Genomic DNA, 23,451 nt, shown 5'->3' on the forward strand with positions numbered 1-23,451 from the left:
CGATTGGCGCGTGCCGGGTTGACCGATCTCAAGGTTGTGACCGGGTGGCGCCGCAGAAGTTTATCGGCAGTGGACGACGGTTCTTGCGACCGCCGGTGTGTCTGCCGGCCCATGCCAGCAAGTTTGGGGCGAAGCGGCGGTTTTCAACTGCCTTGTGGCGAAATAGCGGATGACCGGCCTTCGAATCTGCCGCGCACTGACATACACTGCGCGGCCGTTTTTTCACCGGAATCCGAAAGACATGAAAGACGCCTCTCCAGCCCGTGCCTGCGGCATCGACTTCGGCACGTCCAACTCCACCGTCGGTTGGCTGCGCCCCGGCATGGACACCATGATTGCGCTGGAAGACGACAAGATCACCCTGCCGTCGGTGGTCTTCTTCAACATCGAGGAACGCCGCCCGGTGTACGGTCGTCTGGCGCTGCACGAGTATCTGGAAGGCTACGAAGGCCGGCTGATGCGCTCGCTCAAGAGCCTGCTCGGCTCCAAGCTGATCAAGCACGACACCAGCGTCCTCGGCACGGCGATGCCGTTCAAGGACCTGCTCGGGCTGTTCATCGGCCAACTGAAGAGCCGCGCCGAAGCCGCCGCCGGTCGCGAATTCGAGCAAGTGGTACTGGGTCGACCGGTGTTCTTCGTCGATGACGATCCGCTGGCTGACCAGGAAGCCGAAGACACCCTGGTCGAAGTGGCGCGCAAGATCGGTTTCAAAGAGGTTTCGTTCCAGTACGAACCGATCGCGGCGGCATTCGACTACGAGTCGACCATCGAGAAAGAAGAACTGGTGCTGATCGTCGACATCGGCGGTGGTACTTCCGACTTCTCGCTGGTGCGCCTGTCACCCGAGCGTCGTGGTGTCGATAACCGTCACGACGATATCCTCGCCACCGGCGGCGTGCACATCGGCGGTACCGACTTCGACAAACAGCTGAGCCTGCAGGGCCTGATGCCGCTGTTCGGCTACGGCAGCCGCATGAAGAGCGGCGCCTACATGCCGACCAGCCACCACATGAACCTGGCGACCTGGCATACGATCAACTCGGTGTACTCGCAGAAGTCCACGCTGGCGCTGGGCAGCATGCGCTACGACATCGAAGACACCGGCGGCATCGATCGCCTGTTCAAACTGATCGAACAGCGCGCCGGGCACTGGCTGGCGATGGAAGTGGAAGAAACCAAGATCCAGCTGACCCACGCCGACAGCCGCCACGTGCCGCTGGACCGCATCGAAGCCGGGCTGAGCGTCGAGCTGAGCCGCGCGCTGTTCGAATCGGCAATCGAAGCACTGCTTGAACGCGTACGCGGCAGCGTTACGCAGCTGTTGAATGACGCTGGCGTGGCGGTCGATCAGGTCGACACGGTGTTCTTCACCGGCGGTTCCAGCGGCATCCCGGCCCTGCGCAACAGCGTCTCGGCGATGCTGCCGAACGCCCGGCATGTCGAAGGGAATATCTTTGGCAGCATTGGCAGCGGTTTGGCGATTGAAGCCCGCAAACGCTATGGCGTTTAGGGGCAGCTGCAAGCTGCAAGCTGCAAGCTGCAAGCTGCAAGCTGCAAGCTAGAGCAAAAGCAAAAGCAAAAGCAAAAGCCACTGCGGCTCTCGCTTCTGCTTTAACTTGCAGCTTGAAGCTTGAAGCTTGAAGCTGCTTCTAAACCATCCCCCCGAGCTTCAGCTCACTCTTCAGGTACGCGTAATAAATCGGCCCTGCCACCACTCCCGGCAAACCGAACGCGGCTTCGAACACCAGCATCGCCAGGAGCAACTCCCAGGACTTGGCACTGATCTGCCCACCAACGATGCGTGCGTTGAGGAAGTATTCGAGCTTGTGGATAACGATCAGGTAGCCCAGCGCGGCGATCGCCACCCAGATCGACAGCGACAGACCGACGATAGTGATCAGCGTGTTCGACATCAGATTACCGATCACCGGCAGCAGGCCGAGCAGGAAGGTCAGCACGATCAGGGTTTTGGTCAGCGGCAGCTTGATGCCGAACATCGGCAGGACCACCGCGAGGAAGATCCCGGTGAACACGGTGTTGAGCAGGGAAATCTTGATCTGCGCGAAAACGATATTGCGAAACGCCTGCACCAGCAGATGCAGACGGTCGAACAAAGCGGCGGCCAGCGGTTTGCGCTTGGTCACGTCGGGGATGCGCTGCAGGGCGATGATTGCGCCGAGCACCATGCCGATCAGCAGGGTGACGAACATGTGCGCGGCGTCCTTGCCGACCAGTTGCAGGTCGGCCAGATGCTTGCTCGCCCACTCGCCGATCGCAACCCGAAATTCCGCCGCGCTGGCCGGCAGATAGGCGTCGATGAACGGCGGTAACTGCCCGCGTGCGCGATCGACCACGCCCATGAATTTGTCGAGAGAGGCGCCCGGATTTTCCGCTTCATGCAGGAGGAAACTGATAGCCCCGGCGAATATCAGCGCCAGCACACTCACCACCAGCGTGCCGAGCAGCGCCACGGCCAACCAGCGCGCACGCCGCCCTTCGATCAGCCGTTGCAATTGCGGGGTGAGCATGTTGACCAGCTCGAACACCAGCAACCCGGCCAGCAGGCTCGGCAACAGGCGCAGCGGCAGCACCAGCAGCAGTCCGCCAAAAATGATGATGCAACTGACCCAGAACACAACATGACGCTGAGAAAACGTTGGCATACAGCCTCAAAACGAACGGCGTGAAAGGATGGGCAGTCTGCCAGCGATCCGGGGTTAGCACTAGGGATATGCGGGGTTTCGGATTTTCGTGCAACGCGTGCGATTTTCCCCCTCACCCTAGCCCTCTCCCAGAGGGAGAGGGGACCGATTGCGGGTTGCTTGAGAAATTTGCCGACCTGAACGTGCAGCGCCGAATCCGCAATCGACTCGGTATTTCAGACCATAGCTTCTGTCGGCATCAATGCGGTCAGTCCCCTCTCCCTCCGGGAGAGGGTTAGGGTGAGGGCAAATCTCAAGCCGACCGAATCAATCGGACACGCATGGCGCCCACTTATTTCTTCTTCAGGCACTCACTCATGAACGTCTTGCGCGCATCGCCGGTCAGCGCCTGGGTTTTCGCATCGGCATTGCAGGTGGTCATCTTCTGCTGCTGCGGAGTCAGCACCTTGCCATCGTTGGCCGCTGGCGCCGCTTTCAGGCAGGTGCTCATGAACGCCTTGCGCTCGTCGCCCTTCAAGCTCTTGGCGGTCGCATCGGCATTGCAGGTGGTCATCTTGTTCTGTTGCGCCGTGGCGGCGAAACCCTGGGAACACACAAGCAGCCCGATCATCAACAACGGCACACGCAACATCTTCATGGAGTTTTCTCCTTGTTGCCGCACCGATGGATGCGGCCTCTGTCGCAGTGTAGTCAAAGCTTGTTACACCTTCCTGCCGTCGAGGTGGCTGCGTCGATACTGCTCTGGCGTACAACCGGCCTGGCGGGCAAACATGGCGATGAAGGCCGAGCCGCTGCTGTAGCCGAGGTCGAAAGCGATTTCCTGCACCGAGCGCGAGGTTTCCAGCGCCTCGATCGCTGCCAGGTAACGCAAGCGTTGGCGCCACTCGCCAAAGCTCATGCCCAGCTCACGGACAAACTGCCGCGCCAACGTGCGCTCGCTGACATGCACCTGCGCGGCCCAGTACGCCAGCGGCTGATTGTTGCCGGGCTCAGCCTGCAAGGCTTCAAGAATCGCCAGCAGCCCAGGGCTGCTCGCATACGGCAGATAACATTCCTCCACCGGTGCCTGTTGCAACTGATCGACCAGCACCTGGGCCAGACGCCGATCCGCCTCGAGGTCGGGAATCTTCACATCGCGGGCAGCGAAATCCTTGAGGATGGCCTTGAGAATGTCGCTGATCGCCAGTGTGCAGGCCCGCGCCGGCAAACGCGCACAAACGCTGGGATCAAGACACACCGCGCGGTAGTTGACCGGTTGATGGCTGTAGAAACTGTGCTCGACCTCGGGCGGCACCCACACCGCGTATTGCGGCGGCGACATGAAGCGGCTGCCGTCGACGTCCATGTGCAACACGCCATGGGCCGCGTATTCCAGCGTGCCCCAGGGATGCCGATGCGGCGCGGCATATTCGTGGGCGTTGAAATCGGCGTAGCGGAAATAAACCGCTGATGGCAGCTCGCTGAATTCAAGCAGGTCGATGTGTTTGCTGTTCATGCTGTCCGGATGCAGAGGCAGGTTGTCTGGTTCGCAGTATAGGCCTGCATCCAGACAGAGGATAATCGCGCTTCATCAACGTAGGTCTTGTCCCATGCAATACGCGTTTCCCCTTCTGGCGATTTTCATCTGGGCCGGCAATACCGTGATCAACAAACTGGCCGTCGGCGCGATCTTCCCGGCCGAAATCGGTTTTTACCGCTGGCTGTTCGCCGGCTTGTTGTTCACGCCATTCATGCTCAAGAAAGTCATCGCCCACTGGCCGCAGATCCGGCCGAACCTGGGGCGGATCTTCGTCCTCGGCGTGCTCGGCATGGCGGTGTATCAGAGCCTCGCCTACTTCGCTGCAACCCTGACCACCGCGACCAACATGGGCATCATCCTGTCGCTGATGCCATTGATGTCGCTGGCCATGGCGATCATCAGCCTCGGCCAGCGCCTGACTGCCGGCGCCCTGGTCGGCGCAGTCCTGTCGTTCGCTGGCGTGCTGGTGGTGGTGTCGGCCGGCAGCCTCGGTGCTCTGTTGCAACACGGGGTCAACCTGGGTGACGCAATGATGCTGATCGCCACGCTGGCCTACGCGGTCTACAGCACCCTGCTGAAAAAATGGCAGCTGCGTTTGCCGCCGTTGGTGCTGCTGTACTTGCAGGTGCTGGTGGCGATTGTGGTGTTGTTTCCGTTGTTCGCGGTGTCGACGAAAACCGGGCTGAATCTGCATAACGTGCCGCTGGTGCTGTATGCGTGCCTGCTGGCCTCGATGGTCGCGCCGCTGGCGTGGATGCAGGCGGTGCAGCGGCTGGGGCCGAGCCGGACGACGTTGTTCTTCAATCTGCTGCCGCTGATTACCGCGTTGATTGCGGCGCTGGTGCTCGAGGAGCAATTGGCGATGTATCACCTGGTGGGCGGATTGCTGACCTTGGGTGGGGTGGTTTTGTCGGAGCGCTGGACCACGGTATTGGGCCGCAGGATCGGCGTTGCCTGATAAGGCCCCTTCGCGAGCAGGCTCGCTCCCACAATTTGAAATGCGATCCCCTGTAGGAGCTGCCGAAGGCTGCGATCTTTTGATCTTGCTTCTATAACCCGGCAGCCTCCAGCCGCGCCGCATGCTCGACAAACAACCGCACCGGATCCGCGCCCTTGCCCACCAGGCCCAGCGACTGATTGACGATGTCGAAATGATCCAGCGGATAGTCATCACCGATCACCGTGCCCAGATGCGAGCTGTAACGGCCGACCATGCCATCGCAGTGCCCGCGCTCGCGGACGAAGGTTTTGGCGAACAAGCGGCAACTGCGATTGGTGCCGTCAAAGAGATTGCCGTCACGATCGGTCTTGCCCGGTTGCAGCGTCCCCGACCATGAGTAATAGCGCACGCCGTTGACCTCTTCCGGCCCCTGCCCACCCCAGCTTTGCGGCAGTCCTTGTGGACAACGCTGGTTGAACAAGGCGACGCCCGCCGTGGTCAGCGATTGGTGAGAAGCGTGGATATCCACCGGCAGTTTCGGCCCGTGATAACCGGTGTCGAGCAATGCCATGACCCAGCCAATCAGGCGCAGCAACGCTTCGAGCAAGCGCCCTTTGGCGCTGTTGCCGGGGTAGTGTTCTTCCAGATAATCGGCCAGCTCGGAGCCGTGATTCGGCCCGGCCACCGATGTTACCGAGGCAACCAGATCCGGCCGCTTCGCCGCCGCATACCGCGCCGTCAGTGCGCCCTGGCTGTGGCCGAACAGGTTGACCTTCTGCGCCCCCGTCTCGCGGAGGATTTCCTCGATTCGCGCCAGCAACTGCTCGCCGCGCACCTCAGTGGAATTGAGTGGCGAGACCTGCACTGCGATCACCGTCGCACCACCACCGCGCAAGGCCTTGATGATGCCGAACCAATACGGGTAAAGCACCAGCCGGACAAAGCCGAGCATGCCCGGCACCAGCACCAGTGGATAACGTGTCGACATGGTTTACATCCTTGTGCGCGGTGAGTGGATGCCAGACGTGCAAGACGCCCGCCAAGCATCCTCCGTGACGATGACAACTGAACGATGAGCCTACTTCAGCCCCGCCACCCCCGCCACAATCAGCCCCACCGAAACCAATTTGACCAGCGTCATACTCTCCCCCAGCAAAGCGAAACCGAGAAACACCGTGCCGAGTGAGCCGATCGCGGTCCAGATCGGGTAGGCGATGCTCACCGGCAAGTCACGCATGGCCAGGGTCAGAAAGCCGATGCCGCCGACCGCCGCGACCACGGTGATCAATGATGGCCACAAGCGGGTGAAGCCGTCGGCGTACTTCATGCCCATGGCGAAGGTCACTTCGAAGCCAGCGGCGATCAGCAGAAACAGCCAGGCCATCTAGAACTCCCGGGCCAGCTCGAGCAGCCGCTGCTCGGCCTCGGCCACCGACACCGCGAAGGTGCGCTCAGCGGACTCCTCGCCCTCGGCCGCGACCACGCTGACGTCATTGATACCGATAAAGCCCAGCGCGGTGCGCAGCCATGGATCAGCATGATTGAGCGCCGCCAGTTCACCACCCGGGCCGAAGCCGAAACCGCCGCGACTGGTAACGATCAAGGCTTTCTTGCCCTGCAACAGCGGCGTGTATTGGGCGACGCCGTTGTCCAGCGTGTGGTCAAAGGTCAGCCCCAACCGCACTATCTGATCGACCCAGGCCTTGAGGCCGCTGGGCACGCTGAAGTTGTACATCGGCGTGGAAATCAGCAGCAGATCATGGGCGAACATCTCATCGACCAATTGATCGCTGAGCGCCAGATCCGCCTGCATCACCAACGGCCGCACCTGCGGTTGTGGATAAAACGCCGCCGCGACAAACGCCTCGTTGACCGCAGGAACCGGCACCCGCCCAACCTCACGACGGGTCACCTGCCCTTCAGGATGACGCCCCTGCCAGGCAGCCAAAAAAACCTCTGCCAAACGCCGCGAAGTCGACCGATCGCCACGCGGACTGCCATGCACCACAAGAATCCTGCTCATCTATAAATCCTCCGGCTAAACTCAAACAACTTGAGGCTTGCAGCTTGAAGCCCGCCGCTGCTCCTCTTCAAATGAGCAAAAATCAGTCGAGATGAATCCATTTCACCCATGGAGTTTTCAATGTTTGCTTCGCTGCCGCTGACTGCCCTGCGCGCTTTCGAATCCGCTTCGCGCCTGCTGAGCTTCAAGGCTGCGGCCGAAGAACTGGCGGTGACGCCGACGGCGATCTCTCATCAGATCCGATCGCTGGAGGACTGGCTCGGCGTGGCTCTGTTTGAACGGCTGCCGCGTCAGGTGCGCCTGACCGAGGCTGGCGAGCGTCTGTTTCGCAGCGTGCACGGTGCGCTGCTGGAGGTGGCGCAAAGCGTCGACACTTTGCGCCCGCAACGCAGCGCCAGCACCCTGACGCTGTCGACCACGGCAGCCTTTGCCGCGCTGTGGCTGGTGCCGCGACTCGGGCGCTTTTATGCGCAGCATCCGACGATCAATGTGCGCCTCGACACTCACTGCGAAGTCATCGATCTGCACCAGGACGCCAGCGTCGATCTGGTCTTGCGCTACAGCCTCGACGATTACCCGAATCTGTATGGGTTGTGCCTGTTCGACGAATCCTTCGGCGTTTACGGCTCGCCCGAGCAAGTGGCGCTGGCCGCGCGGCGCACGCCGACACTGATCAGCGTGCACTGGCACAACTCGAAGCTGTACGCCCACGGCTGGCAGGCGTGGTGCGCCAGGGCGGGTGAGCAATGGCTGGAGCACAATCCGGTCAATCGCGAATACGACGAGGAACATTACGCATTGCAAGCGGCGATCGCCGGCCAGGGCCTGGTGCTGGCGAGCAACATTCTGGTGTCGGAAAGCGTCGCCAGCGGTTTACTGGTGCCCTACCGGGGCGAGGTGCAGGTCGACGGGGCCGGATACAGCGCGCTGTGCGTACCGGGCCGCGAACGGCATCCGCCGGTGCGGGCATTTTTTCGCTGGTTGCAGGACGAAGCGCGGTTGTCCGGACTGACGCCCAGATCGCAGTCTTCAGCAGTGGCTGCACGGAGTCCGGCGTAAATCGCATAAAACTTTTCGCTTCGCTCAAGACTCACAACCTGGGTAGCGACCGCGTCCTCAGAACGTGGCGCTTATCGGATTAGCCTCCAGGAGAATGAAATGAGTGACCTGCATTTGTCTGATGTTCAAACCCTGCGCGAACGCGCGCGGCAACACGTGGAAAACGGCGCGGTCACCGAGGGCTACAACGCCAACCGTGAAGAAATACTGCGTTTGCTCAATGAGTCGCTGGCCACCGAGCTGGTGTGCACCTTGCGCTACAAGCGTCACTACTTCATGGCCAACGGCCTGAAAGCCAATGTCGCCGCTGACGAATTCCTCGAGCATGCCAACCAGGAAGCCGAACACGCCGATCGCCTCGCCGAACGCATTGTGCAACTGGGCGGTGAGCCGGAATTCAACCCCGACCTGCTGAGCAAGCTGTCCCACGCGCAGTACGTGGCGGGCAATTCGCTCAAGGAAATGGTTTACGAAGATCTCGTCGCCGAGCGCATCGCCATCGACAGCTACCGCGAAATCATCCAGTACATCGGCGACAAGGACCCGACCACTCGGCGCATCTTCGAAGACATCCTTGCCCAGGAAGAAGAGCACGCCGACGACATGGCGGACATCCTCAACGACCTGTAACCCTTAACAGCAAAAGATCGCAGCCTTCGGCAGCTCCTACAGGGGGAACGCATTCCAAATGTAGGAGCTGCCGAAGGCTGCGATCTTTTGATCTGCCCTGCTTATTTGGTAGGTTTAACGGTCACCGGCGCCTTGCCCTGCTTCATCTGCTCAAGCAACGGCGCACACTGATTCGGCTCGCCGCCGCTCGGCGCGACCAGCGCCAGCAAGCCCGCCGCCGGGGCCGCAATCACGCCCAACGCAACCATCCCCGCCCCTCGCAGCATCAGCGGCACAGCTTTGACGCCGGCATCCGGTTTGATGAACTTGCCGCGCACATACAGCGGCGAGCGCAGGGAAATCAGGCGCCAGCCCTTGGACTCCGGAGTCACAGTCAAATCGAGCTGCTCAGTGGCCATGTTTGCCGTGCCATCGATGTAGATGATCGCGTTCTCGGTGTCGAAGACAAACAGCCGCGTGGTTGCCAGGCCGGTCTTGATGTCGAAGTCCGCAGCAGCGCAGTTGATCTTCACTTCCTTGTCGCCAAAGATCTTGCCGACCACGTAGTTACCGACGTTGAGCCCGGCCAGTTCCATCAGCTCACGGCTGATCGCGCCGTCGTTGATCAGCATCTTCAGGTTACCGTTGGCGCCACCGAGCAGCTTCGCTACGGAGTTGCCACGGCCACTGATGTCGGCATCGCCGTTGAGCTCGCCGAAACTGGTTTTCATCGGTTCGAAAGTCGGGAACAGCTCTTTGAGCTTGAACTTGCGTGCGGTCAAACGCGCCCGGCCTTCCAGCGGTTCGGTGCGGCCATTGAGGCGAATCTGCGCATCCAGCGTGCCGCCAGCGACGCCAAAGCGCAGCGGCTCCAGACTGAGTTCGCCATCGTTGAGTTTCAGATGGGTATAAAGGTCTCTGAATGGCAGCTTCTCGCTATGGACGATGCGTTTGCCGGTGAACTCGACATCGGCATCCATGGCGCGCCAACGATCGGTCTTGAACTCTTCGACCGGCAGGACTTTATCGGCAGGCTGCTTGCTCGCGCCGCCACGGGCCTTTTGCTCGGTGTTGGAATCGGCACCGATCAGCGGCGCGAGGTCGGCGAACAGCAGTTGATTGGAAACCAGTGCGCCATTGAGTTTCGGCCGCGGCTGGCTGGCAACGTAAGTCAGGTCGCCATGGATGTCGCTGTCGCCGATCTTGCCGTTGAATTTCTCATAAGTGAATTTCGCCCCGGCCTCGTCATGCAGCTTGGCGATCAGATGGCCGTCGGTGGAATACGGTGGGGTGTCCGGCAGGGTCACGCCGGTCAGCGGGTAGAGATTGCCAAGGCTGTCGCCAGCCAGCTTCAGGCGCAGGTCGAGGGCACCGAGATTCAGCGGGTCAGTCAGGGTGCCGGCCAGCTCGATACGGGTGTCGCCAATCTTCGCCTGAGCCTGCAACGGGAACGGTTTGCTCGCGTCCTGCAACGCCAACAAGCCACCGATCTTGCCCTGCCCGGTAAGGTTCTGTCCGTGGTACTGGCCTTTGACCTTGAGCGCGAAGGCGTAGTCCTGCGGCGCGCCGCCCTTGTCCTGAGCGGTCTTCGCTGCTTTGTCGCCGACGATTTCGCTGAAGGGGATCGGCTTGCCTAGCGGGTCGATCAGCACATCGAGATTAGTCTTCAGTGTCTGATCGTCGAGGGTCACGTGGCCCTTGTCGAAACCGATTGCGCCGATGTCGACCACCCAGTTCGACGGCTCGGCATTCGGGTCCTTCGGATCGAATTTGAACGTCCAGTTGGCACGACCATCGGCCAGACGTTGGAGTTCGGCATTCGGCTCGGTCAGGTCGATGCGCGGAATCACCACGCGCTGGGCCAGCAGGGCCAGCGGCGAAATGCGCAGCTCGACGCGTTTCAGCGTGACCATCTGCGGCTGCTTCGACCAGTCCGGGTTGCCCAGGCTCAAGTCCTCGGCGACTACGTGCGGCCACGGCACCCAGGCGCGCCAGCCGCCTTCTTCCGGCTCGCGCTGCCAGATCACCGCGAGGTTGCCATTGATGGCAAACGCCCGGTGCAGTTCTTCCGAGACTTTGGCGTTGATCGTGGGTTTGATCCGGTTCCAGTCGAAAAACACGATGATCAGAATCAAGGCTGCCAGCAGCAGCGCGAGGATGGCGAAGGTCCAGCTGAAGATTTTTCCAGTGCGCGTCATGCACAAAGCTCCTGATCACGACCGCACGCCGATTACCCGACGCACAGCTGAAACGGCAGACCGAAGCGGCCCTTATGCAGTCTGTGACTGGCGAAAGGCCCGCAGGTTTAATTGAAAGGCAGTTTAAGCCATAAAAAGCCCGGCAAAACTGACCAATCGGTCGAGCAGTGTTACCGCGACCCGCACTTTTACGAGGCGCGAGTGAGTCGAAAATACCCACGACGGTGCAAAATCGTCGCCCGCAAACGCCCGAGCTAGAGCCTTCGCGCGGAACAATCAATTCTGTTGATTATTACCATTGCGTTTATGAACTTTTATATCGACTTATCGAGAGTAGCATTGCCCTCGTACCCACTTTATCGCCCTCCCGAGGAGCCACTATCATGAAACGCCAATTACTGCTCAGCCTTACCCTGTCGATGCTAGCCAGCACTGCTTTCGCCCTGCCCGCTGCCGATCAGGCCACTCCGCAAATCAAAGCCGACCACTCGGTGTTCAGCCAGACCGTTGCTTCCGATGGTTCCGAGCGCACCCCACAAGGTCAGACCCTGGCTGAAAACGGCCGTAACCGCCTCGAAGAAAAAGGCCTGGTTCAAGACGGCTCGGATCGCACCCCACAAGGCCAGGCCCTGGCTGAAAACGGTCGCAATCGCCTCGAAGAAAAAGGTCTGGTGCAAGACGGCTCGGATCGCACACCACAAGGTCAGATCCTCGCCTCCGACGGCACCGAGCGCACTCCACAGGGCCAGACCCTGGCATCCGACGGCACCGAGCGCACCCCACAGGGCCAGACCCTGGCTGATGACGGCTTCGATAAAACCCCACTGGGTCAAGCCCTCGCTGAAGGCGGTGGTGACCGTGTGATCGAACGCAACAGCAAATTGAGCTGAGCCCATGACGGCCCGGCAAAAAAGCCCAATCAACGGATTGGGCTTTTGACTTTTCAGCTTCTGTAAATCCTCGCTGCACGACTCCCCGTTCGACGCCGACAAAGCCGATTTGCTAGAGTGCGGCGCTTGTCCTGCTGAAGAACACACCCTGCGATGCTGCCCCGCGCCGAACAGAAACAACAGACCCGCAACGCCCTGATGGACGCTGCCCGCCACCTGATGGAAAGCGGCCGAGGATTCGGCAGCCTGAGCCTGCGCGAAGTGAGTAAGACCGCCGGCATCGTGCCCACCGGTTTCTATCGTCACTTCGCCGACATGGACGAGTTGGGTCTGGTACTGGTCAGCGAAGTCGGCCAGACCTTCCGCGAGACCATCCGCCTGGTGCGCCACAATGAGTTCGTCATGGGCGGCATCATCGATGCTTCGGTGCGCATCTTCCTTGATGTGGTCAACGCCAATCGCTCGCAATTCCTGTTTCTTGCCCGCGAACAATACGGCGGCTCGCTGCCGGTACGCCAGGCGATCGGCCGCTTGCGCGAGAACATCAGCGCAGACCTCGCGGCGGACCTGGCGCTGATGCCCAAGCTGCAACATCTGGATTTGGCCGGTCTGAGCGTGATGGCCGACCTGATCGTCAAATCGGTGTTCGCCACCCTTCCCGACATCATCGACCCGCCCGCCGATGCCTTGCCGGAGCATTTGACGCCGCAGGCGAAGATTACCCAGCAACTGCGTTTCATCTTTATCGGCCTCAAGCACTGGCAAGGGCTGGGCAGTACCGAATAATCCCCTTCTTATCTGACACAGCGCAAAGCCCCCTGTGGGAGCGAGCCTGCTCGCGAAAGCTCTGGATCAGCTGATACATCTCTGCCTGACACGGCGCATTCGCGAGCAGGCTCGCTCCCACATTGAACATCCGTCATGGCCTCGCTTTGGTGCATGACAAATTCTTCATGCACCAAAACCTTCCAGAATCCCCGCACCTGTTGAAAGATCAGGCACGCGCCGACAGCTATTTCCTACATCTCGTGCGATTGGCGCGGCCCTTGCTCTAGCCCAATCAACGTTCATTGCTGGAAGCTTTCCGATGCTGGTGATTCATCGCAGAATCGACCCTCAACCCGTCTGGGCCGCCGAGTTGCACCTGACCTTCGAAGCGCGGAGCAAAAGCCGTTTGCGCTGTTTCAGTGCCGAAGGCGAAGACGTCGGGTTGTTTTTGGAGCGCGGCCAGCCACCGCTGTATGACGGCGAATGCCTGCAGGCCGAAGACGGCCGCGTCGTGCGCGTCTGCGCCCGTCCTGAACAATTGCTCCATGTTACCTGCACCAATGCGTTCGAACTGACGCGCGCGGCCTATCACCTCGGCAATCGCCATGTCGCCCTGCAAGTCGGCCATGGCTGGCTGCGCCTGCTCGACGATTACGTGCTCAAGGCCATGCTCGAACAGCTCGGCGCACAAGTCGAAGCCATCGAAGCGCCGTTCCAGCCGGAACACGGCGCTTATGGCGGCGGCCATCATCATTCCCGCCACGGCGAAGAAGACTTCAACTACGCGCCGAAACTCCATCAGTTCGGCGTACGCCTGTGAATCCGGCCTGGGCGCTGCTGCGTCTGGCCAGTCCGCAATTGCCGATTGGCGGCTACAGCTATTCCCAGGGTCTGGAAATGGCTGTGGATAACGGTCGGGTGAACAACCCGGACAGCGCCCGCCGCTGGATCAGCGATCAACTGCTGCTCAATCTCGCCCGCTTCGAAGCGCCACTGCTGTTGGCGCATTGCCAAGCCGCAGCAGATGAAAACTGGGCCGAACTCCGGCAACTCTGCGAGAGCCACCGCGCCAGCCGCGAAACCCGCGAACTGCATCTGGAGAGCCGGCAGATGGGCTACTCCTTGCAGCAGTTGTTGAACGGTTTGCCGGAACTCGACGCAGCCGCCCGCGACTTTCTCGAACAGATCAGCGAACCGCATCTGGCCCTGTGCTGGGCACTGGCCGCGCGCGCCTGGGGCATCAGCCCCCAGGACGCGCTTGCCGCGTGGCTGTGGAGCTGGCTGGAAAACCAGCTCGCCGTATTGATGAAGACCCTGCCGCTGGGCCAGCAAGCCGCTCAGCGCCTGACCAGCGAGCTGCTACCGCTGCTGCAACAGGCGCAGCACGACGCAAGCCAAATCAACCCCGAACACATCGGCAGCGCCGCTTTCGGTCTGTCCCTGGCCTGCATGGCCCATGAACGCCAGTACAGCCGCCTCTTCCGCTCTTAGGCCTGTTTATTTTGGAGAATGAAATGCAAACACAACCTCTGCGCGTCGGCATCGGCGGCCCGGTCGGTTCCGGCAAGACCGCGCTGACTTTGGCCCTGTGCCTGGCCCTGCGCGAGCGCTACAACCTGGCCGTGGTCACCAACGACATCTACACCCGCGAAGACGCCGACTTTCTGGTGCGCAACGAGGCGCTCGCGCCGGAGCGGATCATCGGCGTGGAAACCGGCGGCTGCCCGCACACGGCGATCCGCGAAGACGCCTCGATCAACCTCGAAGCGGTCGATCAACTGAACCGGCGTTTTCCGGGGCTGGATCTGATTCTGGTCGAGTCCGGTGGCGACAACCTCTCGGCGACCTTCAGTCCCGAACTGTCCGACCTGACCATCTACGTGATCGACGTTTCCGCTGGCGACAAGCTGCCGCGCAAGGGCGGCCCGGGGATCTGCAAGTCCGACCTGCTGGTGATCAACAAGATCGACCTCGCGCCACTGGTGGGCGCCTCGCTGGAAATGATGGACAGCGACACCAAACGCATGCGCAACGGCAAGCCGTTCGTTTTCAGTAACCAGAAAACCGGTCAGGGCCTTGAGCAGATCATTGCCTTCATCGAACGCCAGGGCCTGCTGACCGCCGCCTGATTCACTTATCAACAAGGAAGCTTATCCATGACACTCAACCGCATTCTTGGCGCTCTAGCGCTACTGCTGACGCCAGCGCTGGCCTTTGCTCACCCGGGCCATGGCGACAGCGGCCTCGTCGCCGGTATCAGCCACCCGATCGGCGGGCTCGACCACTTGCTGGCAATGCTCGCCGTCGGCTTATGGGCGGCGCAGCAACAAGGCGCCGCGCGCTGGGCGCTACCGTGCACATTCGTCGGCACCATGCTGCTGGGCGGTCTGCTCGGTTTTGAAGGGCTGGAGTTGCCGGCGCTGGAAAGCGGGATTGCTGCTTCGGTATTGGCGCTGGGCCTGGCCGTGGCACTGGCGGTGCGTCCGCCATTGGTGATGGCGGTGGCAGCGACGGCGCTGTTTGCGCTGTTCCATGGTGTGGCGCATGGGCTGGAGTTGCCGGAAATGAGCAGCCCATGGGCGTATGCGGCCGGGTTTGTCGCGGCGACAGCGGTACTGCATGCGCTCGGTTATGGCGTGGTGCGGGTTCTTCCGCAGGCAGCGGCGCCGCTTGTGCGACTGGCGGGTGCGGCTTCGGCGGCGACCGGAATGTGGTTGCTCGCAAGCTAGTTTTTATCGTCTGGATGGGCCTCTTCGCGAGCAGGCTCGCTCCCACAGGTTTTGTGTACGCTGCAAATCCACTGTGGGAGCGAGCCTGCTCACGAAGACGGCCTGACAGACACCGCCTCTCTCAAGCAGTGCTCTCTGCTACCATGTCGCGCAATCGCCCCAGCCCGTGACGACGCCCTCCCATGCCCCACGCTTCCCGCTCCACCACCCTGCCCGAATTGACCGCCCTGTTTGCCGAGGTGCAGAAGCATTTTCTGCATGTCATCGTGCCGCTTTGGCAAGGCCCGGGCTGGAACGCCGACATGGCGTTACCGTATGAGGCGCTGGACGCCGCGCACCAACCGCTGCCAGCGCAACGCTATCGGGCAATGGCCTGCGCACGGCAGCTGTATCTGTTCTCCAGCCTGATCGGGGTTGTGGATAGCGCCGAAGTCCGCGCGGCGGCGCTGTTTCGTTCGCTGCAACGGCACTTCCATGATGCCGAGCATGGCGGCTGGTTCTACAGCATCGACGCCCAAGGCAAGCCGCTGGATCAGCGCAAGGACCTCTACACCCACGCCTTCATCCTGTTTGCCTGCGCGCATTACTGGGACAAGTCCGGCGATTCGCTGGCCGAATCGACTTTGAACGCCGCGCTGGAAATCATCGGCCGCCGTTTCGCCACCGGTGACGGTTTGTACGAAGCGTGCCTTGAGCGTGACTGGAACACCCTGCAAACCGGTCCCTTGCAAAACCCGCTGATGCATCTGGCCGAAGCTTTTCTCGCCACTCTCGCGGTGCGCGAAGACCCGCAGACGCACAAAGCCCTGCTTGAGTTATGCACAGCGATGCACAAGCAATTCGTCGATCCGCAGCATGGCGTGTTGATGGAGAAGCCACTGGGCGCTGTGGATAACTGGTACGAGCCGGGGCATCAGTTCGAATGGTATTTCCTGCTCGAATCGTCGCCGCTGTTGCGTGGTTCGAAACTGCATCGGGCGTTGGATCGGGCGTTTGCCTTTACCGAACAATATGGCGTGCTGGAGTCATGCGGCGCGGTGCGGGCGATGCTTGATCTGGAAAGCAATGGTCGGCCAAGGGATTCGACCCAACGCATCTGGGCTCAGGCTGAATATCTGCGCGCGCTGACGCTGCGGGCGGACAGCGAAGCGGTGGTGCTGCGCCAGTTGCAGGCGTTGCAGCAGCGGTTTCTGCATGCTGGCGGCTGGCATGAGTGCCGCGATGAAAACGGCGAAGTCAGCCGCAAGGACATGCCTTCGACCACGCCTTATCATTTGGCGACTTGTTACCACGGTTTGGCTGAATATCTTCGCTGACCGAACAATTGCCTTCGCGAGCAGGCTCGCTCCCCACATTGGTAATCCATATCCCCTGTGGGAGCGAGCCTGCTCGCGAATAGCCGTTACGCGGTGATCAGGCAATCCACTTCTTGTCACCCGTGAAACTGATGGTCAACCAGCGCGCTGCATCCGGCTCGCCCAACTGCGCGGAAATCTGCTCACGCAACGCATCCAGCTGCGCGACATTGCTCAACGCATAGTCCGCCGGCAACACCACATGAATTTCGATGAAGCGCGCCCGACCGTGCTTCTGCACGTAGGTCACGTAATCGTCGAAACCATGCTCGACCTTCGCCACCTCCATCACTTGCCGTACCTGCTCGTCCAACGTATCCGGGGCAATACCCAGCACATCGCGCAATGCCGGGCCGAGGATCTTGAACGCCGGGGGCAGCATGGTCAGCGCGAGTACGATAAGGATCAGCGGGTCGACATACACCGCCCACTCTCCATAGCCCTGAGACTTGAGCAGCAGCGCGGCGAGGAAACTGATCAACAAGCCCACCGAAAGCATCGCGTCGACCAGCCAACTGATGTTGTCGAACTGGATCAGGCTGGATTTGAGCTTGCGATTACGCCGGCGCACGTAAAAGAAATAAGCGAACTCGACGACGGTGAACACCGCCGCATAAACGATCACCAGACCCAACTCGATATCGCGACCACCGTTGATGATGCCGAATACGCCGTTGAGAAAGGCATAGATGGCGATCAGCAGCAGGAAGCTGCCCTCGATCAGGAGCACCATCGGCTCCAGATGCCAGAAGCCGAACTGGAAACGCTGATTGCTCTGCTTGGCGATCAGCCGGGCGGTGATCAGCATCAGGATTTTGATGAACGTCGCGATCAGCGAGAAAAAACCATCGAACAAGATGGATTGCGAACCTGAAACAAAACCGGTGACGATCCCGGCAATCGACACCGCCAGCATCAGCAGGGTCGATTGTTTGAGCAGTGCCTGCTCACCTCGGTTACTCACTTGAACTCCTCATGAAACCTTGAGCGCCGCGGGGTGCGGCCTGATGGTTGAGTGAGGAGTTTAGCTTATCGTCGATCTACACCCGACTTTGTGGCGAGGGAGCTTGCTCCCGCTGGGGTGCGAAGCGCCCCCTGTTTCAGCAAAAAAGCAGGGGCCTGCTGCGCAGTCCAGCGGGAGCAAGCTCCCTCGCCACAGGATCAGGTGTCAGGTCTTGTTACGCTCGATGGCAAACCCGGCCCAGGTCTGGCTCACCGGCATCAGCTCCAGGCTGTTGATGTTGATGTGCGCCGGGGTGTTCATCACCCAGAAAATCGTTTCGGCAATGTCCTGCGGCTGGATCGGCTCGGCGCCAGCGTAAGTGGCGTTGTAGCGCTCCTGATCACCGGCGAAACGCACCAGCGAGAACTCGCTTTCGCACAGGCCCGGCTCAATGTTGCTGACCCGCACGCCAGTGCCCTGCAGGTCGCAACGCAGGTTCAGCGAGAACTGTTTGACGAAGGCTTTGCTCGCGCCATACACGTGGCTGCCCGGATACGGATAGTTGCCGGCGATGGAACCGAGGTTGACGATACCGGCGCCACGGCCGTGGGCGATCAGGCGTGGCAGCAGCAAGCGGGTGGCGTACATCAGGCCTTTGACGTTGGTGTCGACCATGGTGTCCCAATCATCCAGATCGCACTTGGGCGCCGGGTCGACACCCAACGCCAGGCCGGCGTTGTTGATCAGGCCACGGAGTCTGGCGAACGACGGCGGCAGGTTGGCGATCGCCTCTTCCATCGCTTTGCGATCGCGTACATCGAGGACCAGACCGTGCACCTCGGTCTGCTTCGACAGTTCGGCGCACAGGGCATTGAGGCGTTCTTCACGACGGCCGGTCAGTACCAGTTTCCAGCCAGCCTCGGCAAAACGACGGGCACAGGCTTCACCAAAACCGGACGTCGCGCCGGTGATAAACAGGGTGTCGGACATCGTGTTCTCCTTGCTTCGGCCGCCACGGCAGCCCTTGGAATAGAAAATCAGCAGGCAGCATGCCCGCCCTCGCATTCACGGGCAACACCTACAAACTGTACAAAAAACAATCAACCGCACCGACACCATAGCCACCGTGGCCTGTAGCCATGTGCACGCATGTTATCCACAGTCTGCTCCACAGTTTCCGGGGGCAAGTGCCAACGGCCAAAGCCGCGCCACACAAGGCTTTGCGGGCGAAATGGAAAGTTTTTTGCTTGACCACGAAGTCATGGATGTGCGGGACATGGCATTTTGCACGACGGACGGTTCACCGGCGTGATCGCGCGAGGCCAGCAACTACGCCGCCCAGCGGGGTCTTTCCAGAGTTTAGTCACAGACTTATCCACAGGCTTTGACGCACAAGATCATGCAGCCTGCCTACGCTACAAAAAGGTTGACAATGGCACCGCGCACTTGCTTGAAATCGCCTGATCAAAAAACAACCAAAAGCCTGAAAGCCACGGATTACAAGGGCTGCAACCATATACACCCACGTTATGCACAGCCAGCTCCACAGCAATCGGGGACAACTCAAAACTGTGGAAAAACAGCCATTTGCAGCGTCTATATGTCGCGCTTTGGCAGCTAGGGGAATTTGTTTTCCACAATTCTGCGAATTACATAATTTACCTGTGGGAGCGAGCCTGCTCGCGAATGGAACATCCAGAGAATGAGTTGACTGATACGCCGCATTCGCGAGCAGGCTCGCTCCCACAGGGGACTGTGGTGGATTCCGAAAAAAGAAAAAACCCCGGGACTCTCGTCACCGGGGTTGTGCATAACAGCGGAAAAATCAGTGCCCGCCCAGATAGGCGTTACGCACCTCCTCGTTCACCAACAATTCTTTACCTGTGCCGGTCAGACGGATCTCGCCGTTGACCATCACATACGCCCGGTCTGACAGTTTCAGTGCATGGTTGGCGTTCTGCTCGACGAGAAAAATGGTCATCCCGGTTTTCGCCAGTTCACGCAGGGTGGCGAAGATCTGCTTCACCACGATCGGCGCCAGGCCCAGGCTTGGTTCATCGAGCAGCAACAGCTTGGGCCGGCTCATCAGCGCACGGGCAATGGCGAGCATCTGCTGCTCACCGCCCGACATGGTCATCGCCCGCTGATTGCGCCGTTCTTCAAGCCGAGGGAACAGCTCGAACATGCGCTGCATGTCTTCTTTGGCGTACTTGTCGCCAATCGGGATGGTGCCCATCAGCAGGTTTTCCTCGACGGTCATGTCGGGGAACACCCGCCGCCCTTCCGGCGACTGCGCAATGCCGTTGGAGGCGATGTAGTGCGAGGATTTGTGGGTGATGTCTACGCCTTGATAAAGAATCTGCCCGCCCGCCGCTCTTGGCTGACCGAAGATCGACATCAGCAAGGTCGACTTGCCGGCACCATTGGAGCCGATCAGGCTGACGGTCTCGCCTTCGTTGATCTGCAGCGAAACGCCCTTGAGCGCCTGGATCGGGCCGTAAAACACGTCCAGATTGCGCAATTCGAGGATCGGTTGGCTCATACCAGCTCCTCTTCGTCGGCGCCCAGGTAGGCTGCGATCACTTTCGGATCGTTGCGGATCGCTTCCGGTCCGCCTTCGGCGATGACGATGCCGTGGTCGAGAACCACGATGTGATCGGAGATGCTCATGACCATGCCCATGTCGTGTTCGATCAGCACCACGGTCAGATCGTGCTCGTCGCGCAGCAGCCGGATCATCGCGCTCAGCGCTTCGGTTTCCTGAGGGTTGAGGCCGGCGGCCGGTTCGTCGAGGCAGATGATCTGCGGCCGCGTGCACATGGCCCGGGCAATTTCCAGACGCCGTTGCTGGCCGTATGACAGTTCACCGGCGAGCCGGTTGGCACAGTCGACCAGATCGACCACCTCGAGCCAGTAGAACGCGACATCCAGCGCATCGCTCTCGGCCTTGCGATAGCCCTTGGTGTTGAGAATGCCGGCGAGCATGTTGCGGTTGACCCACATGTGCTGCGCGACCAGCAGGTTTTCCAGCACCGACATTTCCTTGAACAGGCGAATGTTCTGGAACGTCCGGGCCAGGCCGGCGCGATTGACCAGGTGGGTGCCGCCGAACATCTTGTAGTACAGGCGGCTGAGGAAGGATTTCGGCGAGACGAAATCGGTCGCTTTGAACGACTCGCCCAGCAACTGAATGACGTTGGTCTGCTGGCCACGCACGTTGAGTTCGATCTTGCCGCCCGTGGCCTTGTAGAAGCCGGTCAGGCAGTTGAATACCGTGGTCTTGCCTGCGCCATTCGGGCCGATCAGGGCGAAGATCGAGTTACGTTTGACCTTCAGGCTGACATCGCTCAAAGCCTTGATGCCACCGAAATGCATCATCAGTTTTTCCACAGAGAGTACGACTTCACTCATGGCGCAGTCCTCTCGTAGTGAATGGCACCTTTGCGTGGTTTGACCCCGGTACGGCTGATGCGGATCAGCCCGCGCGGTCGCCAGATCATCATCAACACCATGAGGATGCCGAACAGCAGCACGCGGTATTCAGCGAAGCCGCGCAGCAGTTCCGGGGCGACGGTGAGCACGAACGCAGCGATTACTACGCCGATGGTCGAGCCCATGCCGCCGAGCACGACGATGGCGAGGATCAGCGCCGATTCGAAGAAGGTGAACGAGGTCGGGTTGACGAAGCCTTGATAGGTGGCGAAGAACACCCCGGCCAGCCCCGCCGTCGAGGCACCGATGGTGAACGCCGAGAGCTTGACCAGTACGTGGTTCAGACCCATCGAACGGCAGGCGATTTCGTCTTCGCGCAGGGCTTCCCAGGCGCGACCGACCGGCATCTTCACCAGCCGATGCTTGACGTACAGCACCGCCAGCACCACCAGGAACAGCACCGCGTAGATGAAGTAATACTTCACGTCCGGGTTGTAGGTCAGGCCGAAAAACTCGTGAAACGGTACCCCGCCATCCTTCGCGCGCTTGCCGAATTCCAGACCGAAGAACGTTGGCAGCGGCGCCGGCATGCCGTTCGGCCCGCCAGTCAGCGACAGCCAGTTGTTCAGCACCAGACGAATGATTTCGCCGAAACCCAGGGTCACGATTGCCAGGTAGTCACCGTGCAGACGCAACACCGGGAACCCGAGGATGCACCCGGCCAGGCCTGCGGTGATCGCCGCCAGCGGCAGCACTGTCCAGAAACCCAGCCCCAGATATTGATAACCCAATGCCAGACCGTAGGCGCCGATGGCGTAGAACGCCACGTAACCGAGATCGAGCAGCCCGGCCAGACCGACCACGATGTTCAGTCCCAGCCCCAGCAGCACGTAGATCAAACCGAGGATGACCACGCCAAGCAGATAGGAGTTGGAAACAAACGGCACGATGATCGCCAGCACAATGATCAACGGGATGATCCAGCGCAGCCGCGATTTGTAATCCGCCGGCAGCACGTGCACGCCGGAACCGCTGCTCTCGAACCCGTCGAGAATCTTCAGGCCCTTGGGCGTCTGCAGGAACAGGCTGAGGGCAAAGCGACCGGCCATGACGATGGCAATGATCCACGCCACGCGCGTCGCTTCGAGGTTGAAGCTGTAGCCGTCGAGAACCACGCCGACAATCGGCCCGAACACGATCAGCGCAATCAGGCCGGCAAGAATCGCCTCGACCAGACTTTTTTTGATATCGATGGATTTTTCAGTGGTTGCAGACATCGCTTACACCTTCGACACAAGAGGACGGCCCAACAGGCCCTGCGGCCGGAAGACCAGTACGAGGACGAGCAGCGAGAAACTGAACACGTCTTTGTAGTCGGAGTTGACCAGACCGGAGAACAGCGACTCGGAGATGCCGAGGATGATCCCGCCGAGCATCGCGCCGGGCAGTGACCCGATGCCGCCAAGTACCGCTGCGGTGAACGCCTTGATGCCGATGATGAAGCCGGCATAGAAGTCGAACGTGCCGTAGTTCATGGTGATCAGCACACCCGCGAGTGCCGCCATGGCTGCACCGATGATGAACACGTAGGAAATCACCCGGTCGGTGTTGATCCCAAGGATCGAGGCCATCTTGCGGTCTTGCTGGGTCGCGCGGCACATGCGGCCGAGCTTGGTGTATTTGATGACGTAGGTCAGCAGCCCCATGCCGACAAACGCGGCGATCAGGATGAAGACTTTGGTGTAGGTCAGTTGTACGAAGCCGCTGCCGACTTCAACACGCCAGGCACCGGTCAGCAGCGTAGGCACGCCCTGTTGTTTGGCGCCCTGAGCGATCTGTGCGTAGTTCTGCAGAATCAGCGAAATACCGATAGCGCTGATCAGCGGCGCCAGGCGGGTCGAGTTGCGCAGGGGTTTGTAGGCAACACGCTCGATGACCCAGCCATATACCGCCGTGACGACGATGGTGAAGATCAGCGTGCCGAGCATCAGCAGCGGGAAGGATTCGATACCGAAGTAAGCCAGCAGAGCCAGACTGATTGCCGCCAGGTAAGCGGAAATCATGTAAACCTCGCCGTGGGCGAAGTTGATCATGCCGATGATGCCATAGACCATTGTGTAGCCGATGGCGATCAGGCCATAGACCGACCCGAGGGTCAGGCCATTGACCAGTTGCTGCAGGAAAATACCATCCATAACGCAATCTCACGCAGTGAGAACCTGCGCACCATCGGCGCGCGGTTCTTCTAGGAAAATACAGATGTACGTCGGAGCAATGTCGGAGCGTGACCAGCCTGATCGCCACTGATCCCTCTGTGGGAGCG

24 protein-coding genes are annotated in these 23,451 nt (G+C 60.5%); 11 read left to right on the forward strand and 13 right to left on the reverse strand.

Annotated features, from left to right (window positions below; genetic code table 11):
* The first annotated feature begins 241 nt into the window (after positions 1–241).
* A complete protein-coding gene (locus tag GXB78_RS00380; protein ID WP_329513699.1) occupies positions 242–1,510 on the forward strand; it encodes an Hsp70 family protein in 1,269 nt (422 codons plus the stop codon).
* Positions 1,511–1,649: 139 nt separating this feature from the next.
* On the opposite strand, the gene GXB78_RS00385 is transcribed toward GXB78_RS00380, so the two are convergent.
* The 3 genes from GXB78_RS00385 to GXB78_RS00395 all read right to left on the reverse strand — a co-directional run bounded on the left by GXB78_RS00385 (position 1,650) and on the right by GXB78_RS00395 (position 4,158).
* Positions 1,650–2,663 (reverse strand): AI-2E family transporter, encoded by a 1,014-nt coding sequence (locus GXB78_RS00385; RefSeq protein ID WP_329513700.1) that lies wholly within the window; start codon positions 2,661–2,663, stop codon positions 1,650–1,652.
* 331 nt (positions 2,664–2,994) lie between these two features.
* Positions 2,995–3,300 carry a PsiF family protein gene (locus GXB78_RS00390; RefSeq protein ID WP_329513701.1) on the reverse strand — a complete coding sequence of 102 codons (306 nt, stop codon included), beginning with the start codon at positions 3,298–3,300 and terminating at the stop codon, positions 2,995–2,997.
* A gap of 63 nt (positions 3,301–3,363) precedes the next feature.
* Entirely contained in the window at positions 3,364–4,158 is a 795-nt protein-coding gene (locus GXB78_RS00395; RefSeq protein ID WP_329513702.1) for an AraC family transcriptional regulator, read from the reverse strand.
* A gap of 94 nt (positions 4,159–4,252) precedes the next feature.
* Between GXB78_RS00395 and GXB78_RS00400 the strand changes: the two genes are divergently transcribed.
* Positions 4,253–5,140 carry a DMT family transporter gene (locus GXB78_RS00400; protein WP_329513703.1) on the forward strand — a complete coding sequence of 296 codons (888 nt, stop codon included), beginning with the start codon at positions 4,253–4,255 and terminating at the stop codon, positions 5,138–5,140.
* A gap of 91 nt (positions 5,141–5,231) precedes the next feature.
* Here GXB78_RS00400 and GXB78_RS00405 read toward each other — a convergent pair whose 3' ends face one another.
* The 3 genes from GXB78_RS00405 to GXB78_RS00415 form a co-directional block, all read right to left on the reverse strand.
* A complete protein-coding gene (locus tag GXB78_RS00405; RefSeq protein WP_329513704.1) occupies positions 5,232–6,110 on the reverse strand; it encodes an esterase/lipase family protein in 879 nt (292 codons plus the stop codon).
* A gap of 90 nt (positions 6,111–6,200) precedes the next feature.
* On the reverse strand, positions 6,201–6,506 hold the full coding sequence (locus GXB78_RS00410; RefSeq protein WP_329513705.1) for a DMT family transporter: 306 nt from the start codon (positions 6,504–6,506) through the stop codon (positions 6,201–6,203).
* Positions 6,507–7,145, reverse strand: a complete 639-nt coding sequence (locus GXB78_RS00415) for an FMN-dependent NADH-azoreductase (protein ID WP_329513706.1) — start codon at positions 7,143–7,145, stop codon at positions 6,507–6,509. It abuts the gene before it with no gap.
* A 108-nt stretch (positions 7,146–7,253) separates the two neighbouring features.
* On the opposite strand from GXB78_RS00415, the gene GXB78_RS00420 reads away from it, so the two are divergent.
* Positions 7,254–8,204 carry a LysR substrate-binding domain-containing protein gene (locus tag GXB78_RS00420; RefSeq protein ID WP_329513707.1) on the forward strand — a complete coding sequence of 317 codons (951 nt, stop codon included), beginning with the start codon at positions 7,254–7,256 and terminating at the stop codon, positions 8,202–8,204.
* 99 nt (positions 8,205–8,303) lie between these two features.
* Positions 8,304–8,834, forward strand: coding sequence for a ferritin-like domain-containing protein (locus tag GXB78_RS00425; RefSeq protein WP_039756965.1), 531 nt, complete (start codon positions 8,304–8,306; stop codon positions 8,832–8,834).
* Between the two features lie 101 nt (positions 8,835–8,935).
* On the opposite strand, the gene GXB78_RS00430 is transcribed toward GXB78_RS00425, so the two are convergent.
* Entirely contained in the window at positions 8,936–11,011 is a 2,076-nt protein-coding gene (locus GXB78_RS00430; protein WP_329513708.1) for an AsmA family protein, read from the reverse strand.
* 383 nt (positions 11,012–11,394) lie between these two features.
* Between GXB78_RS00430 and GXB78_RS00435 the strand changes: the two genes are divergently transcribed.
* From GXB78_RS00435 to GXB78_RS00465, 7 genes are all read left to right on the forward strand, one after another.
* Entirely contained in the window at positions 11,395–11,901 is a 507-nt protein-coding gene (locus tag GXB78_RS00435; RefSeq protein WP_329513709.1) for a hypothetical protein, read from the forward strand.
* Positions 11,902–12,054: 153 nt separating this feature from the next.
* Positions 12,055–12,687 (forward strand): TetR family transcriptional regulator, encoded by a 633-nt coding sequence (locus GXB78_RS00440; RefSeq protein WP_329513710.1) that lies wholly within the window; start codon positions 12,055–12,057, stop codon positions 12,685–12,687.
* 301 nt (positions 12,688–12,988) lie between these two features.
* Entirely contained in the window at positions 12,989–13,489 is a 501-nt protein-coding gene (gene ureE / locus GXB78_RS00445) for an urease accessory protein UreE (protein WP_329513711.1), read from the forward strand.
* The gene (locus GXB78_RS00450) at positions 13,486–14,160 is read left to right on the forward strand and encodes an urease accessory protein UreF (RefSeq protein ID WP_329513712.1); all 675 of its coding nucleotides are present in this window, start codon (positions 13,486–13,488) and stop codon (positions 14,158–14,160) included. Before ureE ends, GXB78_RS00450 begins: the two co-directional genes overlap by 4 nt.
* A gap of 23 nt (positions 14,161–14,183) precedes the next feature.
* Complete coding sequence (gene ureG / locus GXB78_RS00455; protein ID WP_042608948.1) at positions 14,184–14,798, forward strand: urease accessory protein UreG; 615 nt, start codon at positions 14,184–14,186, stop codon at positions 14,796–14,798.
* A 27-nt stretch (positions 14,799–14,825) separates the two neighbouring features.
* The gene (locus GXB78_RS00460) at positions 14,826–15,398 is read left to right on the forward strand and encodes a HupE/UreJ family protein (RefSeq protein WP_329513713.1); all 573 of its coding nucleotides are present in this window, start codon (positions 14,826–14,828) and stop codon (positions 15,396–15,398) included.
* A 182-nt stretch (positions 15,399–15,580) separates the two neighbouring features.
* Positions 15,581–16,714, forward strand: coding sequence for an AGE family epimerase/isomerase (locus GXB78_RS00465; RefSeq protein ID WP_329513714.1), 1,134 nt, complete (start codon positions 15,581–15,583; stop codon positions 16,712–16,714).
* A gap of 97 nt (positions 16,715–16,811) precedes the next feature.
* Here GXB78_RS00465 and GXB78_RS00470 read toward each other — a convergent pair whose 3' ends face one another.
* The 6 genes from GXB78_RS00470 to GXB78_RS00495 all read right to left on the reverse strand — a co-directional run bounded on the left by GXB78_RS00470 (position 16,812) and on the right by GXB78_RS00495 (position 23,323).
* On the reverse strand, positions 16,812–17,717 hold the full coding sequence (locus tag GXB78_RS00470) for a cation diffusion facilitator family transporter (RefSeq protein WP_329513715.1): 906 nt from the start codon (positions 17,715–17,717) through the stop codon (positions 16,812–16,814).
* Between the two features lie 204 nt (positions 17,718–17,921).
* Positions 17,922–18,686, reverse strand: a complete 765-nt coding sequence (locus GXB78_RS00475; protein ID WP_329513716.1) for an SDR family oxidoreductase — start codon at positions 18,684–18,686, stop codon at positions 17,922–17,924.
* 835 nt (positions 18,687–19,521) lie between these two features.
* Positions 19,522–20,238: an ABC transporter ATP-binding protein gene (locus tag GXB78_RS00480; protein WP_076565449.1), complete on the reverse strand. Its 717-nt coding sequence runs from the start codon at positions 20,236–20,238 to the stop codon at positions 19,522–19,524.
* Positions 20,235–21,107 carry an ABC transporter ATP-binding protein gene (locus GXB78_RS00485; protein ID WP_329513717.1) on the reverse strand — a complete coding sequence of 291 codons (873 nt, stop codon included), beginning with the start codon at positions 21,105–21,107 and terminating at the stop codon, positions 20,235–20,237. Before GXB78_RS00485 ends, GXB78_RS00480 begins: the two co-directional genes overlap by 4 nt.
* Positions 21,104–22,405 carry a high-affinity branched-chain amino acid ABC transporter permease LivM gene (gene livM / locus GXB78_RS00490; protein ID WP_016771917.1) on the reverse strand — a complete coding sequence of 434 codons (1,302 nt, stop codon included), beginning with the start codon at positions 22,403–22,405 and terminating at the stop codon, positions 21,104–21,106. Before livM ends, GXB78_RS00485 begins: the two co-directional genes overlap by 4 nt.
* A 3-nt stretch (positions 22,406–22,408) precedes the next feature.
* Entirely contained in the window at positions 22,409–23,323 is a 915-nt protein-coding gene (locus GXB78_RS00495; protein ID WP_039756948.1) for an ABC transporter permease subunit, read from the reverse strand.
* Positions 23,324–23,451: the final 128 nt, after the last annotated feature.

This window comes from Pseudomonas moraviensis subsp. stanleyae (genome assembly GCF_036283065.1).
Taxonomy (GTDB): domain Bacteria; phylum Pseudomonadota; class Gammaproteobacteria; order Pseudomonadales; family Pseudomonadaceae; genus Aquipseudomonas; species Aquipseudomonas stanleyae.

Excerpts from the sequence above, each read along its gene's own strand:
- GXB78_RS00380 (WP_329513699.1), top strand. The coding sequence starts at position 242 with ATGAAAGACGCCTCTCCAGCCCGTGCCTGCGGCATCGACTTCGGCACG.
- GXB78_RS00385 (WP_329513700.1), bottom strand. The coding sequence starts at position 2,663 with ATGCCAACGTTTTCTCAGCGTCATGTTGTGTTCTGGGTCAGTTGCATC.
- GXB78_RS00390 (WP_329513701.1), bottom strand. The coding sequence starts at position 3,300 with ATGAAGATGTTGCGTGTGCCGTTGTTGATGATCGGGCTGCTTGTGTGT.
- GXB78_RS00395 (WP_329513702.1), bottom strand. The coding sequence starts at position 4,158 with ATGAACAGCAAACACATCGACCTGCTTGAATTCAGCGAGCTGCCATCA.
- GXB78_RS00400 (WP_329513703.1), top strand. The coding sequence starts at position 4,253 with ATGCAATACGCGTTTCCCCTTCTGGCGATTTTCATCTGGGCCGGCAAT.
- GXB78_RS00405 (WP_329513704.1), bottom strand. The coding sequence starts at position 6,110 with ATGTCGACACGTTATCCACTGGTGCTGGTGCCGGGCATGCTCGGCTTT.
- GXB78_RS00410 (WP_329513705.1), bottom strand. The coding sequence starts at position 6,506 with ATGGCCTGGCTGTTTCTGCTGATCGCCGCTGGCTTCGAAGTGACCTTC.
- GXB78_RS00415 (WP_329513706.1), bottom strand. The coding sequence starts at position 7,145 with ATGAGCAGGATTCTTGTGGTGCATGGCAGTCCGCGTGGCGATCGGTCG.
- GXB78_RS00420 (WP_329513707.1), top strand. The coding sequence starts at position 7,254 with ATGGAGTTTTCAATGTTTGCTTCGCTGCCGCTGACTGCCCTGCGCGCT.
- GXB78_RS00425 (WP_039756965.1), top strand. The coding sequence starts at position 8,304 with ATGAGTGACCTGCATTTGTCTGATGTTCAAACCCTGCGCGAACGCGCG.
- GXB78_RS00430 (WP_329513708.1), bottom strand. The coding sequence starts at position 11,011 with ATGACGCGCACTGGAAAAATCTTCAGCTGGACCTTCGCCATCCTCGCG.
- GXB78_RS00435 (WP_329513709.1), top strand. The coding sequence starts at position 11,395 with ATGAAACGCCAATTACTGCTCAGCCTTACCCTGTCGATGCTAGCCAGC.
- GXB78_RS00440 (WP_329513710.1), top strand. The coding sequence starts at position 12,055 with ATGCTGCCCCGCGCCGAACAGAAACAACAGACCCGCAACGCCCTGATG.
- ureE (WP_329513711.1), top strand. The coding sequence starts at position 12,989 with ATGCTGGTGATTCATCGCAGAATCGACCCTCAACCCGTCTGGGCCGCC.
- ureG (WP_042608948.1), top strand. The coding sequence starts at position 14,184 with ATGCAAACACAACCTCTGCGCGTCGGCATCGGCGGCCCGGTCGGTTCC.
- GXB78_RS00460 (WP_329513713.1), top strand. The coding sequence starts at position 14,826 with ATGACACTCAACCGCATTCTTGGCGCTCTAGCGCTACTGCTGACGCCA.
- GXB78_RS00465 (WP_329513714.1), top strand. The coding sequence starts at position 15,581 with ATGCCCCACGCTTCCCGCTCCACCACCCTGCCCGAATTGACCGCCCTG.
- GXB78_RS00475 (WP_329513716.1), bottom strand. The coding sequence starts at position 18,686 with ATGTCCGACACCCTGTTTATCACCGGCGCGACGTCCGGTTTTGGTGAA.
- GXB78_RS00480 (WP_076565449.1), bottom strand. The coding sequence starts at position 20,238 with ATGAGCCAACCGATCCTCGAATTGCGCAATCTGGACGTGTTTTACGGC.
- GXB78_RS00485 (WP_329513717.1), bottom strand. The coding sequence starts at position 21,107 with ATGAGTGAAGTCGTACTCTCTGTGGAAAAACTGATGATGCATTTCGGT.
- livM (WP_016771917.1), bottom strand. The coding sequence starts at position 22,405 with ATGTCTGCAACCACTGAAAAATCCATCGATATCAAAAAAAGTCTGGTC.
- GXB78_RS00495 (WP_039756948.1), bottom strand. The coding sequence starts at position 23,323 with ATGGATGGTATTTTCCTGCAGCAACTGGTCAATGGCCTGACCCTCGGG.